Origin of the sequence: Shewanella sp. 6_MG-2023 (genome assembly GCF_030547195.1) — a bacterium.
In the GTDB taxonomy this organism is placed as follows: Bacteria; Pseudomonadota; Gammaproteobacteria; order Enterobacterales; family Shewanellaceae; genus Shewanella.
On record NZ_JAUOQU010000022.1, the window covers coordinates 14,875 to 27,841 of the forward strand.

The window sequence follows — 12,967 nt, forward strand, 5'->3', positions numbered from 1 at the left end:
ATGGCTTCTAGTATATAAGCGGGAGGGTTTTTGGTGAAGTAAAAACATGAAAACAAAAAAAAACTAGTTGTAAAATGTAGAAACATTTTATACAAATACTTATAACGAGTTGATTTTGTGCTAATCTATTTTAAAATATAAAATAATAAATGCGATGATGGAATATGCTTTCTAAATTTTGGAAGCGTCAAGCTCCGCAAATGGTGGGGATCGATATTGGATCCCATGAAATAAAGGCCATATTGCTGGGTAAGACTGCTGATGGATATAAAATTCAAAATTATATATCAGCTCCTTTACGAAAAGGAGCTGTAGTTGATCATGAAATTCGTGATTCTGAAGCTGTTATTGAATCATTAAGGCACATAAAGCGTGGACTACCGAAAGGTATTAAATCTGCCGCAGTGTCTGTTTCTGGTTCTGCTGTGATGACAAAAGTGATTTACATGGACGCTTCATTAAATGAAGAAGAAATGGAAGCGCAAATTGAAATTGAAGCAGATAATCTTATCCCTTATTCACTTGATGAAGTGAGTATCGACTTTGAAACTCTTAATCCCAACACTACCGACCCAACAAAGGTAGATGTGTTATTAAGTGCTTGCCGTACTGACAACATTGATTCAAGAATGGATTCACTTGATGCAATTGAGCTTGATACCAAAGTGGTTGACGTTGAAGCTTATGCTTTAGGGCGTTCAGCAGAACTTATTCTGGCTCAACTTCCTGAAGGGGCCAATGAAAAATCCGTTGTGCTAGTGGATGTTGGCGCCAATATGACGACATTTGCGGTTGTAGAAAATGGCGAAACGACATTTATTCGTGAGCAAGCATTTGGCGGTGAGTTATTTACCCAATCAATTCTATCGTTTTACGGTATGTCTTACGATGAAGCTGAAAATGCTAAAGTCACAGGTGATTTACCACGCAATTATATGTTTGAGGTGTTATCTCCATTTCAAACCCAATTATTACAACAAATAAAACGTACCTTACAAATTTACTGCACTGCCAACGGCAAAGATAAAGTTGACTATATTGTCTTAAGTGGTGGCACTGCAAAACTTGAAGGTATGACAACGTTATTGGCTAATGACTTAGGGGTGCATTCAATTGTTGCTAACCCTTTTCAAGGTTGTTTACATGCTGATGATGATATTAAAAACCAAATAGAACCTAGTATCAGTAAATATATGGTTGCATGTGGTTTAGCGCTTAGGAGTTACGCTCAATGGCGAACATAAACTTACTACCTTGGCGTGAAGAGGCCAGAGAAAAACACAAACGAGACTTTATTGGCATATTAGCGTTAGTGTTTTTAATGACCTGTTTAATTGTATTTCTGGCATTGAGTTTTATTGAAGTCGTTATCGACGATCAACGTGCTAGAAATTCATACTTACAGTCTGAAATATCATTATTAGACTCGCAAATTGCCGAAATTAGAAAAATTAAAGCGCGTAAAGATGATATTGAACGTCGCACTAAAATTATTCTAGACCTGCAGCAATCTCGTAATTTGCCAACACATGTATTAGATGAACTAGTTAGAATTGTGCCGCCAGGAATTTATCTTTCCAGTATTGAAAAGAAAGGTAGCTTGTTGTGGATTGAAGGTCGCAGTGAATCTAATAATAACGTCGCGAATATGATGAGAAAAGTTAAAACATCTCAATACCTCAATGATCCAAGCATGCAGTCAATTGTTAGTCATAATGAAAACTTACGACAATTGCAAAAGTTTAGATTAAGAGTGACTATTTTTGATGACCAAATCAGTACTGGCTCAAGCCAAGGAGGTCAGCAATGAATCTTGACTTAGAGCAGTTTAATGATATTGATTTTGAAAATATTGGCGCTTGGCCTGCATTAGTTAAAATTGTATTTGCTGCTTTTTTATCTATCTGTGTACTTGGCGCCAGTTATTATTTATTTATTTCCGATGCGATAGATGTCCTTAATGCTGAAGAAAGAAAAGAAATAACCCTAAAAGAAGACTTTCAAACTAAATATCGTTTGGCGGCAAACTTAAAACTGTATCGTGAGCAACTTGTGGTAATGGAAGCTCAGTTTGCAGAACTTTTAAAAATGTTACCATCTGAAAATGAAATGCCAGGTTTACTGGATGACACCACATTCGTAGCAACAGATGCTGGACTGCGAATTAATAGCTTAGATTGGGATACTGAAATTGAGCGTGATTTCTACTTAGAATTCCCGATAAAAATGTCAGTTGTAGGTGATTATCATAAATTAGGCAGCATGGTAAGCGGTGTCGCAAAATTGCCGCGGATTGTCAGCTTGCATGACTTTGTCATTAAGCGTGATGATTCAGGTAGTCTATCGATGGATATTTTAGCTAAAACCTATCGATTTAAAGAAGGTGCGAAAGTACCTGCGAATAAGAAGGGGAAGAAATAATGAAACTCTTACCCTTATTACTCATCATGCTATTGCTAACAGGTTGTATTGGTGACAGAAGTGATTTGGAGTTGTTTGTAACAACGACTAAATCCCAGCATGTTGCTCGCATTCCTCCGTTAAAAGAAACACCTAAGTTTGAGCATTTTGCCTATCAAGCAGAGCTTATGCGAAGTCCTTTTGTTCCACCTTCTCGAGAGCTCACAGAGGAAGTGATTGACACAAGTAGAGATTGTTTACAGCCAGATTTGAAACGTCGTAAAGGGCGCTTAGAAACGTATGCTATAGATAATTTAAAAATGCGCGGTACGTTAAGTGAAGATGGCACAGTTTGGGCCTTAGTTGAATCATCAGATACCAATGTTTATCGCTTAGGTGTCGGTGAGTATCTTGGACTTTACCATGGCAAAATAGCTGAAGTCACACCGCAATATATTGAAATTATAGAATTAATTCCTGATGGTTCAGGTTGCTGGGCTGAAAGAGCAAGCAACTTAGAACTTTCTGGCAAATAATGCGAAGGATGAGGGAATAATGAAATCTTCTGCCTCGATGCAAAAATCGACCACAAAAATATCACTGTTCAGAACCGTACTCGGTGCTGTGTTGTTGCTTGGTGCATTACCAAGCGCGTTAGCTGCGAATAAATTAGTGGATGTAAAGTATCATTCTATTGTTGATCACCAATTAGAATTAGAATTGGTGTTCGAATCTGACATTGTTCAGCCTGAAGTTGATTTGAAGGCGTCACCTGCTCAAATTCTATTAAGTTTTGACGATAGTATTTCAAGCCTCGATAAAGACGATATTACTATCGATAGAGTTGGGGTTGAGAGTTTAAAAACCTCTCAACAAAATGGCGCACTGAACATCGTTGTAGATTTAGCTGAGGTAAAACCTTATCAAGGCAAAGTGGTAGGTAATACTTACCGTTTAACGGTTAACGATACTGTATCTGGGCCTGATAGCGCTGATAACCCATTTGTAAATGGCATTGATACTATTGATTTTCGCCGCAATAAAAATGGTGGTGGCGATTTATTAATTCATTTAGATAATCGCTCTGTTGCTGCCAACGTAGCTCAGGTTGGCTCTAAATTAGAAGTGAAATTGTATAACACAGATATTAAAAGCGAGCTTTTATATGTGATGGATGTACAAGACTTTAATACACCAGTCACGAGCTTTGAGACCTTTAAAGAAGACTTAACTGCCCGTTTGATGGTCGATGTTGATGGCAACTATGATTACACATACAAGCAAGACGGTAATGTGTTCAAAGTGAGTATTAATAAAGTAGAACGTGCCATCGTTGCTAAGGATGACAAAAAATATAATGGCCGTTCTTTGTCGCTTAACTTCCAGAATATTTCTGTAAGAACAGTACTGCAAATTATTGCTGATTATAATGATTTCAATTTGGTCACCAGTGATACCGTAGAAGGCAATATCACTCTACGTTTAGATGATGTGCCTTGGGATCAAGCGCTAGATTTAATTCTCCAAACCAAAGGGTTGGATAAGCGTATTGAAGGCAATATCTTAATGGTTGCCCCAAGTGAAGAGCTGGCTATTCGAGAAAGGCAAGATTTGGCTAACAAGCAAGAAGTCAAAGAGTTAGCGCCGCTTTATTCTGAATATATTCAGGTAAACTATGCAAAAGCGGTCGATATTGCCGAGTTGATGAAAAGTGCTGATTCAAGCTTATTGTCAAATCGCGGTAGCGTTGCGGTTGATGAACGTACCAATACTTTATTAGTCAAAGATACCGCAGATACTTTAGAAACTATTCATCGTTTAGTTGAAGTACTGGATATCCCGATTAAGCAGGTATTAATTGAAGCCAGAATGGTGACGGTTAAGGATAACGTCTCTGAAGATTTAGGCATTCGTTGGGGAATTACTGATCAACAAGGTGAAAGAGGTACCTCTGGGTCACTAGAAGGCGCTAATGATATTGTTGCTGGGGTTATTCCTGCACTAAGTGACCGCTTAAATGTGAACTTGCCCTCTTCGGCCTCTAATGCTGCCAGTATTGCATTTAGTGTGGCGAAAATGGCTGATGGAACCGTACTTGATTTAGAGCTAAGCGCGTTAGAGCAAGAAAATAAAGGCGAAATTATTGCGAGTCCACGTATTACCACTTCAAACCAAAAAGCGGCCTATATCGAACAAGGTGTAGAGATCCCTTATGTGGAGTCTGCCTCAAGTGGTGCCACAACTGTGTCATTTAAAAAAGCAGTGTTGTCATTACGAGTAACCCCGCAAATTACCCCAGATGACCGTGTCATTCTTGATTTAGAAATTACTCAAGATACCCGTGGTGAAGTTGTTTCAACTGGTACGGGTGAAGCGGTTTCTATTGATACTCAGCGAATTGGTACTCAGGTGCTTGTTGATAATGGTGAAACCATTGTATTAGGCGGTATTTACCAGCAGAACTTAATCAGTCGAGTTAGTAAGGTGCCAGTATTAGGTGACATTCCTCTGGTTGGTTTCTTATTCAGAAACACATCAGATACAAATGAACGTCAAGAGTTATTGATATTCGTGACACCGAAAATCGTGACTGAAAAACTGTAAAGATAAAAAATATTAATGCCAGCTTAATTGCTGGCATTTTTTTGCCTTAAAATAATTAATTGCTTGATTATATTAAGGTCATTAAACATACCATCATTTTTTAAACTCGCTGAATCTAGGGTTAAATTATTTATTTTTAATAAACTCACTATAAATCGCTCACATCACTTGCAACAACTGGTGCATAACTGAGATAATCCTTCGTCAAGTCTCATTAGAGCAAGGTTAAATAATAGGTCGGCTTGAGTTTAAGTCGATAAGGCATACTTTTCATATAAGATTCAGACGTATATACAATGGCTGAAAAACGCAATATTTTTCTGGTAGGCCCTATGGGCGCAGGTAAAAGCACAATTGGTCGTCACTTAGCCCAACTGCTGCATTTAGATTTCCACGACTCAGATCACGAGATTGAGCAACGCACAGGTGCAGATATTGCATGGGTGTTTGACGTTGAAGGCGAAGAAGGTTTTCGTCGACGTGAAGCTCAAGTCATCGCCGACCTTTCGGAAAAGCAGGGCATTGTCCTAGCTACTGGCGGCGGATCTGTACAAAGCAAAGACATTCGTAATCATCTGTCGGCTCGCGGTATCGTTGTATACCTTGAGACAACAATTGATAAGCAAGTGGCTCGTACTCAACGTGATAAACGTCGACCTTTACTTCAGGTAGATGATCCACGTGAAGTGCTTGAAGATCTTGCTGACGTTCGTAATCCTTTGTATGAAGAGATTGCAGACGTAATAGTTAAGACTGATGAACAAAGCGCGAAGATTGTCGCAAATCAAATTATTGAGCAACTCGGTTTTTAGGTAGGTTTATGCAACAAGTTCAGGTTGAATTAGGTGTAAGAAGTTATCCCATTTATATTGGCCAGAATTTATTGCAACAAAACGCTTATCTCACCGATTACCTTTCCGGTAAAAAAGCACTTATTGTCACTAACGACACCATTGCTCCGCTGTACTTGAAACAAGCGCAGCAAGCTATGGCATCTTGTAGTGATATAGGTGTGGTTGTATTGCCGGATGGTGAACAATATAAAGATTTAACTCACTTAAATTTAATTTTTTCTGCACTGTTAGAAAATAATTATGCCCGTGATTGTGTAATCGTAGCACTAGGTGGCGGTGTCGTTGGTGACATGGCCGGCTTTGCTGCATCTTGCTATCAGCGGGGAGTTGAGTTTATTCAAATTCCAACCACCTTATTATCTCAAGTGGACTCTTCTGTTGGTGGTAAAACCGCAGTAAATCATCCGCTTGGTAAAAATATGATTGGGGCTTTTTATCAGCCACAACTGGTATTAATTGACACCGATTGTTTATCGACATTACCTGCAAAAGAGTTTGCTGCAGGAATGGCAGAAGTCATTAAATATGGCGTTATCTGGGATAGCGATTTTTTTAGCTGGTTAGAGCAAAATGTTGCTCCATTAAAAGCATTAAATACCGAAGCATTAAGCTACGCGATTGCTAAATGCTGCCAGATAAAAGCTGATGTCGTTACCCAAGATGAAACAGAGCGTGGTGTACGGGCACTGCTAAATTTAGGCCATACATTTGGTCATGCTATCGAAGCTGAAATGGGCTACGGTGTATGGTTACATGGTGAAGCTGTTGCTACCGGAACCATTATGGCGGCGGTAACATCGCAAAAGTTAGGTCTAATCGAGCAAAAAGATGTCGATAGAATTATTCGTTTGATGTTGGCGTTTGATTTACCGATAAGCTCTCCTGATTCAATGAACTTTGCTGACTTTATTAAGCATATGCAGCGAGATAAAAAAGTTCTCGCGGGTCAAATTCGATTGGTTTTACCCACCTCAATAGGCTCTGCTGATGTATTCTCTGATGTTGAAGAGTCTTTATTAGCTGACGTCATTAGCCAAGTTTAAGCTTTTTTGTCTAATGGTGGAGCTGTGGACATTCAACAAACGCTTTTATTACCTTCCCAAGAAGCTTTAGTTCAGCGGCTACAACATATTGCCAGCTATAGTGAGCAGCTAGTATTAGTCTGCGGCGCTAAAGGTTCAGGTAAAACCACCTTAGTTACAGCATTGGCGAGCGAGCTTGATAACTATAACTCTGCGTTGGTTATCTGCCCAATGCACGCTGATAGCGCTGAAATTCGGCGTAAAATACTGATCCAACTGATTTCATCACCAATTTTTGATGATACCTTACCGCTATCAGATACCTTAATTCGCATCCAATCTAGCTTAACAAAACCGCTGCATATCATTATTGATGATGCACATTTGCTGCCTAAAGAATTATGGGCAGAATGTATAGTGCTGACTCAAATCCGTTGTGCGGATAAACCGGTATCACTGACTTTTACGGTCACCACTGAATCATTTGCAGAGTTTAATGAATTAACTAAAACCATGAAGGATTTATTGCTTCATGTCGAGGTAGAGCCATTATCCTTAGCTGAACGTGAAGGCCTATATCGCACTTTATTAGTTAGAAGCAATAAAACGCCATTTATACCTCGCGAAATCATTCAATCACAAATTGAAAAACAAATGGGTACTCCTACCGAAGTGATTGAGTTACTTAAGCTTGCGCTTGAGGATAAGGTTGAAGAGCCAAAACGCTGGCCAAAATATTTTCCCTTAGGGGTGATCAGCTTGCTGCTGTGCTTAACCTTAGCGATTGTCGTTTTTTTTTATAATGAACCCGCAGCAGAATCTATTGAAGCAAACCAAGTTAACTTTAGGGCTTACCAAGCGCCAGAATCTCCAGCGCAATGGGCAAACCATCATTATGGCCAAAGCTTATTATTGCCTTGGCTTCAATTACATTTGCCATCTCAGCAATCTTTAATAGCGGCTAATGAGCCAAGCGATCTTGTTTTACAGCTGCTTACTGAGCAGCAAATATTAACCAGCACTACAAAAAGTGGCGCAGTTGAAATCGAAGCAGCAAACACTCAACAGGATTACCAGAGCGTTCATACTGTGGCTGTTGAATTAGTGGCTGGTGAATTAATAGCAGCTGAGTTAGTGGTAAATGAAGATATTGATACCGCTGAAGTTGATGAGACATTGGTCATTATTGAAACAGATAAGCTACAGCTTACTGACAACAGTGCAGCGCTGAGCAATACTGACGATATTGCCACAGCCAATGAAGCGTTAGCCGAGCTGCAATATCGAGCGGGTTACACATTACAACTGGCGAGCGTTATCGAACCCAAATCACTTAACAGTATCTTGTTAAAATTAGATAATGAAACCGCTGTAATTCGTGCTAATTATAATAAACGTCATGTTGTCTTATTTGGGCAGTTTAATAACGCCAGCCAAGCACAAGATAAAGCGCTTAAATTACAAACCGAACTCGGTTTAAGTGCCCCTTGGGTTCGAAAATTCAGCGATCTTCAAGGTTATCAACTTAGTTCAAATTAATTAGTTAAAGCCCTTAAATCAGCAATGATTATTCTCAATAAAAAGAGTACAATCATCTGCTTTAATTTTGCTAGTAAATGGTATTCATGACTAAAAAGCATAGAGCCTTTCTTAAATGGGCGGGTGGAAAATTTAAACTCGTTGATGAGCTAGCAAAACATTTACCTCAAGGTGAAAGGCTAGTTGAGCCTTTTGTCGGTGCAGGATCAGTGTTTCTCAATACTGACTACGACTCATATCTGCTATGCGATATTAATCATGATCTAATTAACCTCTATAATATTGTTAAAAGTCAGCCTGAGAAATACATTGCAGCAGCAAAGGCCATGTTTGTTCCAGAGATGAACGTAAAAGAGCAGTATTACCGAGTGCGTGAAGAGTTTAACCAAACTCAAGATCCGTTTTTACGCTCCGTTTATTTCTTATATATGAATCGTCATGGTTTTAATGGTTTATGCCGTTATAACCGTAAAGGCGGCTTTAATGTCCCGTTTGGTTCTTACAAAAAACCTTATTTTCCTGAAAAAGAACTGCGTTATTTTTCTGAAAAAGCTCAAAAAGCGATTTTTGAGTGTGTGGGTTACGAGCAAGCATTTGATATGTCAAAAGCAGGTGATGTCATTTATTGTGATCCTCCTTATGCTCCGCTATCAACTACAGCAAGTTTTACGACCTATGCCGGCCCAGGTTTTAGTCTTGACGACCAAGCGCTATTAGCGAGAAAGTCTCGCCACACTGCACTTGAGCGTGATATCCCGGTACTGATCAGTAATCATGATATTCCACTGACTCGAGAGCTATATCGCGGCGCAAAAATGGCCTCGATAGACGTACAGCGCAATATTAGTCAAAAGGGTAATTCACGTAAGAAAGTAGCTGAAGTGATGGCGTTATATGATCATCATTATCAAGAAGTTATTGATTAAATCTTGAGTTAAGCAAAGGCTTAGCTGATAAATACTGGCTTAGCTCAGTACCTGCTTAACAATCAATATTAGCGATAAAACCATCAGCACTGCCAGTGCAATGCCCATAAAGATGAAGGGTAAGGGTGATCGACTTTGCTTAAAATCACGTTGGCGATTATCTTCCGTTTGCACCCCAAAAAATGCGGCGATAGTACTGGTAAATACCTGCCAAATAGACATTAAAGTGCGTTAGGGTTATTCGTTGGCATATCACTTATTGGTCTATTGTGGTCATTACTATGCAGTAACTCCAATAAATCTAAAAAGTGAAACTGACTTGAGCGGCTATTGCCTGTTACCCAACTTCCCCAACTGACATTATCTGAATCAACTGCACAGCGGTTAGTCGGATGGCTACTGGGTAAACTCGCGTTATAGGCAACATTGTCAGAGCAATCACATTGCTGAGCTTGCAAGGCGGGCTCGCTTTCTGACATGAAAAAGTAGGCAACAAGCATTAATGCGCTAGTCGAAAATAAGCTAACAGCAGGTTTTAATGTTACTTTACCTGTTTGCGTAGTACTCATTTTTAGCTGACGGCACATCATAAGGGCTATCCTTGTCTTATACTTTCAGAAATTATTCAAAAGGGATTAATCATCTATCTACATTGGCATATACGCTGCCTAGCAGAAGATTGTTCACAATACACAGTGACATGTGTCGCATTATAGCAAGTTTGTTTAGATATTGAACAGTCATCATGTGTGATCTAGATCAACTTAATATCGACATAGCACTAAAATTTACATTTCTTGCTGTTGAAAAAGTTTTATTAGCGATTGAGACTAGAGCGATTTCTCTGCAAAGGGTAAAATACTGTCACTTATAACCGCCTCGAGAAGACTATGCGTCCATTTTTGATTGCCCCATCTATTTTATCTGCCGATTTCGCCCGTTTAGGTGATGACGTTAAAGCCGTTTTAGATGCCGGTGCTGACGTTGTTCATTTCGATGTTATGGATAATCATTATGTGCCTAATTTAACCATTGGCCCTATGGTATGCAAAGCGTTGCGGGACTACGGCATTACTGCTGATATTGATGTACATTTAATGGTTAAGCCAGTTGATAGTCTAATTCCTGATTTTGCTAAAGCAGGCGCATCAATTATAACTTTCCACCCAGAAGCCACAGAACATCTTGATCGCAGCCTACAGCTGATTAAAGAATCAGGCTGTAAGGCAGGCTTAGTGTTTAATCCTGGTACACCATTACATTACCTTGACCATGTGATGGACAAATTGGATGTGATTTTATTAATGTCAGTAAACCCAGGTTTTGGTGGCCAGTCATTTATCCCATCGACACTGGCTAAGCTTAAGCAAGTGCGTGACATTATTGATGCCAGCGGTTATGACATCCGTTTAGAAGTCGACGGTGGGGTAAAAGTAGATAATATTGCTGAAATCGCCGCTGCAGGCGCCGATATGTTTGTCGCAGGCTCTGCTATTTTCAATCAACCTGATTACAAAGTAGTTGTTGATCAAATGCGTGATGAACTAGCAAAAGTTGAAGGCTAATTATGACAGTATTTTCTAATATTAAAGCCATCGCTTTTGATTTAGATGGAACACTTATTGATAGCGTTCCTGATTTAGCTGCGGCAACTAATGCAACACTAACAGAGTTATCATTACCTAACGCACAAGAAGCGCAAGTTAGAAGCTGGGTTGGCAATGGTGCCAATATGTTAATGCGCCGCGCTTTAATGTTTGCTCAACCACAAGTGACTGATACGCAGGCTATTGACGCTCAATTAGAGCAAGTTATGCCAAGGTTTATGCACCACTATGGGCTTCATTTAGAAAAACACAGTAGCTTGTACCCTAACGTGTTAAGCACCTTGAAGCAGATAAAAGCTGCTGGCTATAACATGGCAATTGTGACTAACAAACCGTACAAATTTACCACACCGTTACTTGAGTCTTTTGGTATAAGTGCGTTTTTTGATCTTGTACTTGGTGGCGACTCGTTAGAAAAAATGAAACCCGACCCATTGCCATTAACGCATATTTTGCAGCAATGGCAACTTGAGCCAGCACAACTGCTTATGGTAGGTGACTCAAAGAATGACATACTCGCTGCGAAATCTGCCGGTCTAAGCTCAATTGGCTTGACCTATGGCTACAACTACGGTGAAGATATCGCCCTGAGCAGCCCAACGGCAGTATGTGAACAATTTAATGAAATTTTAGCGCTACTGAATTTATCCGCTGAAATGAATGCAACATCAATGGAGCAATAAACGAATGACTGCAAAACCTATCGTGTTTAGTGGTGCTCAACCATCAGGTGAGCTGAGTATTGGTAACTACATGGGCGCACTTCGTCAATGGGTTAACATGCAAGATAGCCACGACTGTATTTATTGCGTAGTTGATTTACATGCAATTACTGTAAGACAAGACCCTGCGAAACTACGTGAAGCCTGTTTAGATACCTTAGCTATTTACCTTGCATGCGGTATCGACCCTGAAAAAAGCACGGTATTTTTACAATCTCAAGTTCCGCAGCATACACAGCTGAGCTGGGCGTTAAACTGTTACACCCAAATGGGTGAGCTAAGCCGTATGACCCAGTTTAAAGATAAGTCGCAAAAGCATGCAAACAACATCAATGTTGGCTTGTTTGATTACCCTGTATTAATGGCTGCAGATATCTTGCTATATCAAGCTAACGAAGTACCTGTTGGTCAAGATCAAAAGCAGCACTTAGAGCTAACCCGTGATATCGCGACGCGCTTTAATAATGCCTATGGTGATACGTTTGTCGTGCCAGAGCCGTTCATTCCGCCAACGGGCGCAAAAGTCATGTCACTGCAAGAGCCGACTAAGAAAATGTCTAAGTCGGATGAAAACCGTAACAACGTTATTGGTTTACTTGATGATCCTAAAGCGATTATGAAGAAAGTGAAAAAAGCCATGACCGATAGCCAAGAGCCACCAGTGGTGCGTTTTGACGTTGAAGAAAAACCAGGCGTTTCAAACTTATTAAGCCTGATGTCAGGTTGTAATGGTCAGTCAATCGAGTCAATTGAAAAAGACTTTGAAGGCAAAATGTACGGTCACTTAAAAGTCGCTACCGGTGAAGCAGTTGTCGCTATGCTTGAGCCGCTGCAAGAGCGCTACCGTGAGATTAGAGCCGATGAAGATTATCTTAATGCAGTATTTAAAGCCGGTGCTGAAAAGGCACAAGCTCGTGCAGAAGAGACGATCAAAAAGGTCTACGAGAAAATCGGTATGATTGTGTAGTATCTGTTTTTTTAAGACAAAAAAAGCCAGCATCAAGCTGGCTTTTTGTGAGCTGCCAATAAAGGCTAATGGTTTGAAATCGCCGTGGCTGAATACTCAGGATTACTATTTTGTGTCATGTTTGGATGGGTATGGTTTGGGGAATGGTTAGATGGGCTCGGTTGGCTGGGAGCTGGGTTGATTGTGCTGCCGACAACACTCGTTTCAATATGTGGAAAAGTCTTGATAGCCAAGCGTAAAGTATTGGCTAATAGGTTGGTCGAAACGCAATAATAGAAGGTTACTCATTAGCAACAGCCAATAAAAATAGTCTATACAAACTCTTT

14 protein-coding genes and 1 pseudogene are annotated in these 12,967 nt (G+C 39.9%); 13 read left to right on the plus strand and 2 right to left on the minus strand.

Annotation, left to right across the window (positions count from 1 at the left end; translation table 11 throughout):
• Positions 1-164 precede the first annotated feature (164 nt).
• The 9 genes from Q4533_RS13405 to Q4533_RS13445 all read left to right on the plus strand — a co-directional run bounded on the left by Q4533_RS13405 (position 165) and on the right by Q4533_RS13445 (position 9,345).
• Positions 165-1,244 (plus strand): pilus assembly protein PilM, encoded by a 1,080-nt coding sequence (locus Q4533_RS13405; RefSeq protein WP_102440342.1) that lies wholly within the window; start codon positions 165-167, stop codon positions 1,242-1,244.
• Positions 1,232-1,810, plus strand: coding sequence for a PilN domain-containing protein (locus tag Q4533_RS13410; protein WP_102440341.1), 579 nt, complete (start codon positions 1,232-1,234; stop codon positions 1,808-1,810). Before Q4533_RS13405 ends, Q4533_RS13410 begins: the two co-directional genes overlap by 13 nt.
• Entirely contained in the window at positions 1,807-2,421 is a 615-nt protein-coding gene (locus Q4533_RS13415; protein WP_076541990.1) for a type 4a pilus biogenesis protein PilO, read from the plus strand. The genes Q4533_RS13410 and Q4533_RS13415 overlap by 4 nt, the downstream gene beginning before the upstream one ends.
• A complete protein-coding gene (locus Q4533_RS13420) occupies positions 2,421-2,936 on the plus strand; it encodes a pilus assembly protein PilP (protein WP_102440340.1) in 516 nt (171 codons plus the stop codon). Before Q4533_RS13415 ends, Q4533_RS13420 begins: the two co-directional genes overlap by 1 nt.
• A 19-nt stretch (positions 2,937-2,955) precedes the next feature.
• Positions 2,956-5,004: a type IV pilus secretin PilQ gene (locus Q4533_RS13425; protein WP_102440339.1), complete on the plus strand. Its 2,049-nt coding sequence runs from the start codon at positions 2,956-2,958 to the stop codon at positions 5,002-5,004.
• A 296-nt stretch (positions 5,005-5,300) separates the two neighbouring features.
• Positions 5,301-5,816, plus strand: a complete 516-nt coding sequence (gene aroK / locus Q4533_RS13430; protein WP_076541984.1) for a shikimate kinase AroK — start codon at positions 5,301-5,303, stop codon at positions 5,814-5,816.
• 8 nt (positions 5,817-5,824) lie between these two features.
• Positions 5,825-6,901: a 3-dehydroquinate synthase gene (aroB, locus tag Q4533_RS13435; protein ID WP_102440338.1), complete on the plus strand. Its 1,077-nt coding sequence runs from the start codon at positions 5,825-5,827 to the stop codon at positions 6,899-6,901.
• Between the two features lie 24 nt (positions 6,902-6,925).
• Positions 6,926-8,419, plus strand: coding sequence for an ATP-binding protein (locus Q4533_RS13440; protein ID WP_303412352.1), 1,494 nt, complete (start codon positions 6,926-6,928; stop codon positions 8,417-8,419).
• Between the two features lie 86 nt (positions 8,420-8,505).
• Entirely contained in the window at positions 8,506-9,345 is an 840-nt protein-coding gene (locus Q4533_RS13445) for a Dam family site-specific DNA-(adenine-N6)-methyltransferase (protein ID WP_102475816.1), read from the plus strand.
• A gap of 39 nt (positions 9,346-9,384) precedes the next feature.
• Here the strand turns inward: Q4533_RS13445 and Q4533_RS13450 are convergent, their stop codons facing one another.
• The gene (locus Q4533_RS13450; RefSeq protein WP_076541979.1) at positions 9,385-9,567 is read right to left on the minus strand and encodes a DUF2970 domain-containing protein; all 183 of its coding nucleotides are present in this window, start codon (positions 9,565-9,567) and stop codon (positions 9,385-9,387) included.
• Positions 9,567-9,935 carry a hypothetical protein gene (locus Q4533_RS13455; protein ID WP_102519742.1) on the minus strand — a complete coding sequence of 123 codons (369 nt, stop codon included), beginning with the start codon at positions 9,933-9,935 and terminating at the stop codon, positions 9,567-9,569. Before Q4533_RS13455 ends, Q4533_RS13450 begins: the two co-directional genes overlap by 1 nt.
• Before the next feature lie 300 nt (positions 9,936-10,235).
• On the opposite strand from Q4533_RS13455, the gene rpe reads away from it, so the two are divergent.
• From rpe to Q4533_RS13475, 4 genes and pseudogenes are all read left to right on the plus strand, one after another.
• Positions 10,236-10,910, plus strand: a complete 675-nt coding sequence (gene rpe, locus Q4533_RS13460; protein ID WP_102440335.1) for a ribulose-phosphate 3-epimerase — start codon at positions 10,236-10,238, stop codon at positions 10,908-10,910.
• 2 nt (positions 10,911-10,912) lie between these two features.
• The gene (locus Q4533_RS13465; protein ID WP_102440334.1) at positions 10,913-11,635 is read left to right on the plus strand and encodes a phosphoglycolate phosphatase; all 723 of its coding nucleotides are present in this window, start codon (positions 10,913-10,915) and stop codon (positions 11,633-11,635) included.
• Positions 11,636-11,639: 4 nt separating this feature from the next.
• The gene (gene trpS, locus Q4533_RS13470) at positions 11,640-12,641 is read left to right on the plus strand and encodes a tryptophan--tRNA ligase (protein ID WP_102440333.1); all 1,002 of its coding nucleotides are present in this window, start codon (positions 11,640-11,642) and stop codon (positions 12,639-12,641) included.
• Between the two features lie 75 nt (positions 12,642-12,716).
• A pseudogene (locus tag Q4533_RS13475) lies at positions 12,717-12,914 on the plus strand (EamA/RhaT family transporter); the annotation flags it as partial.
• Positions 12,915-12,967 lie beyond the last annotated feature (53 nt).

Coding starts and splice junctions, on each gene's coding strand:
- Q4533_RS13405 (WP_102440342.1), top strand. CDS start 165: ATGCTTTCTAAATTTTGGAAGCGTCAAGCTCCGCAAATGGTGGGGATC.
- Q4533_RS13410 (WP_102440341.1), top strand. CDS start 1,232: ATGGCGAACATAAACTTACTACCTTGGCGTGAAGAGGCCAGAGAAAAA.
- Q4533_RS13415 (WP_076541990.1), top strand. CDS start 1,807: ATGAATCTTGACTTAGAGCAGTTTAATGATATTGATTTTGAAAATATT.
- Q4533_RS13420 (WP_102440340.1), top strand. CDS start 2,421: ATGAAACTCTTACCCTTATTACTCATCATGCTATTGCTAACAGGTTGT.
- Q4533_RS13425 (WP_102440339.1), top strand. CDS start 2,956: ATGAAATCTTCTGCCTCGATGCAAAAATCGACCACAAAAATATCACTG.
- aroK (WP_076541984.1), top strand. CDS start 5,301: ATGGCTGAAAAACGCAATATTTTTCTGGTAGGCCCTATGGGCGCAGGT.
- aroB (WP_102440338.1), top strand. CDS start 5,825: ATGCAACAAGTTCAGGTTGAATTAGGTGTAAGAAGTTATCCCATTTAT.
- Q4533_RS13445 (WP_102475816.1), top strand. CDS start 8,506: ATGACTAAAAAGCATAGAGCCTTTCTTAAATGGGCGGGTGGAAAATTT.
- Q4533_RS13450 (WP_076541979.1), bottom strand. CDS start 9,567: ATGTCTATTTGGCAGGTATTTACCAGTACTATCGCCGCATTTTTTGGG.
- Q4533_RS13455 (WP_102519742.1), bottom strand. CDS start 9,935: ATGATGTGCCGTCAGCTAAAAATGAGTACTACGCAAACAGGTAAAGTA.
- rpe (WP_102440335.1), top strand. CDS start 10,236: ATGCGTCCATTTTTGATTGCCCCATCTATTTTATCTGCCGATTTCGCC.
- Q4533_RS13465 (WP_102440334.1), top strand. CDS start 10,913: ATGACAGTATTTTCTAATATTAAAGCCATCGCTTTTGATTTAGATGGA.
- trpS (WP_102440333.1), top strand. CDS start 11,640: ATGACTGCAAAACCTATCGTGTTTAGTGGTGCTCAACCATCAGGTGAG.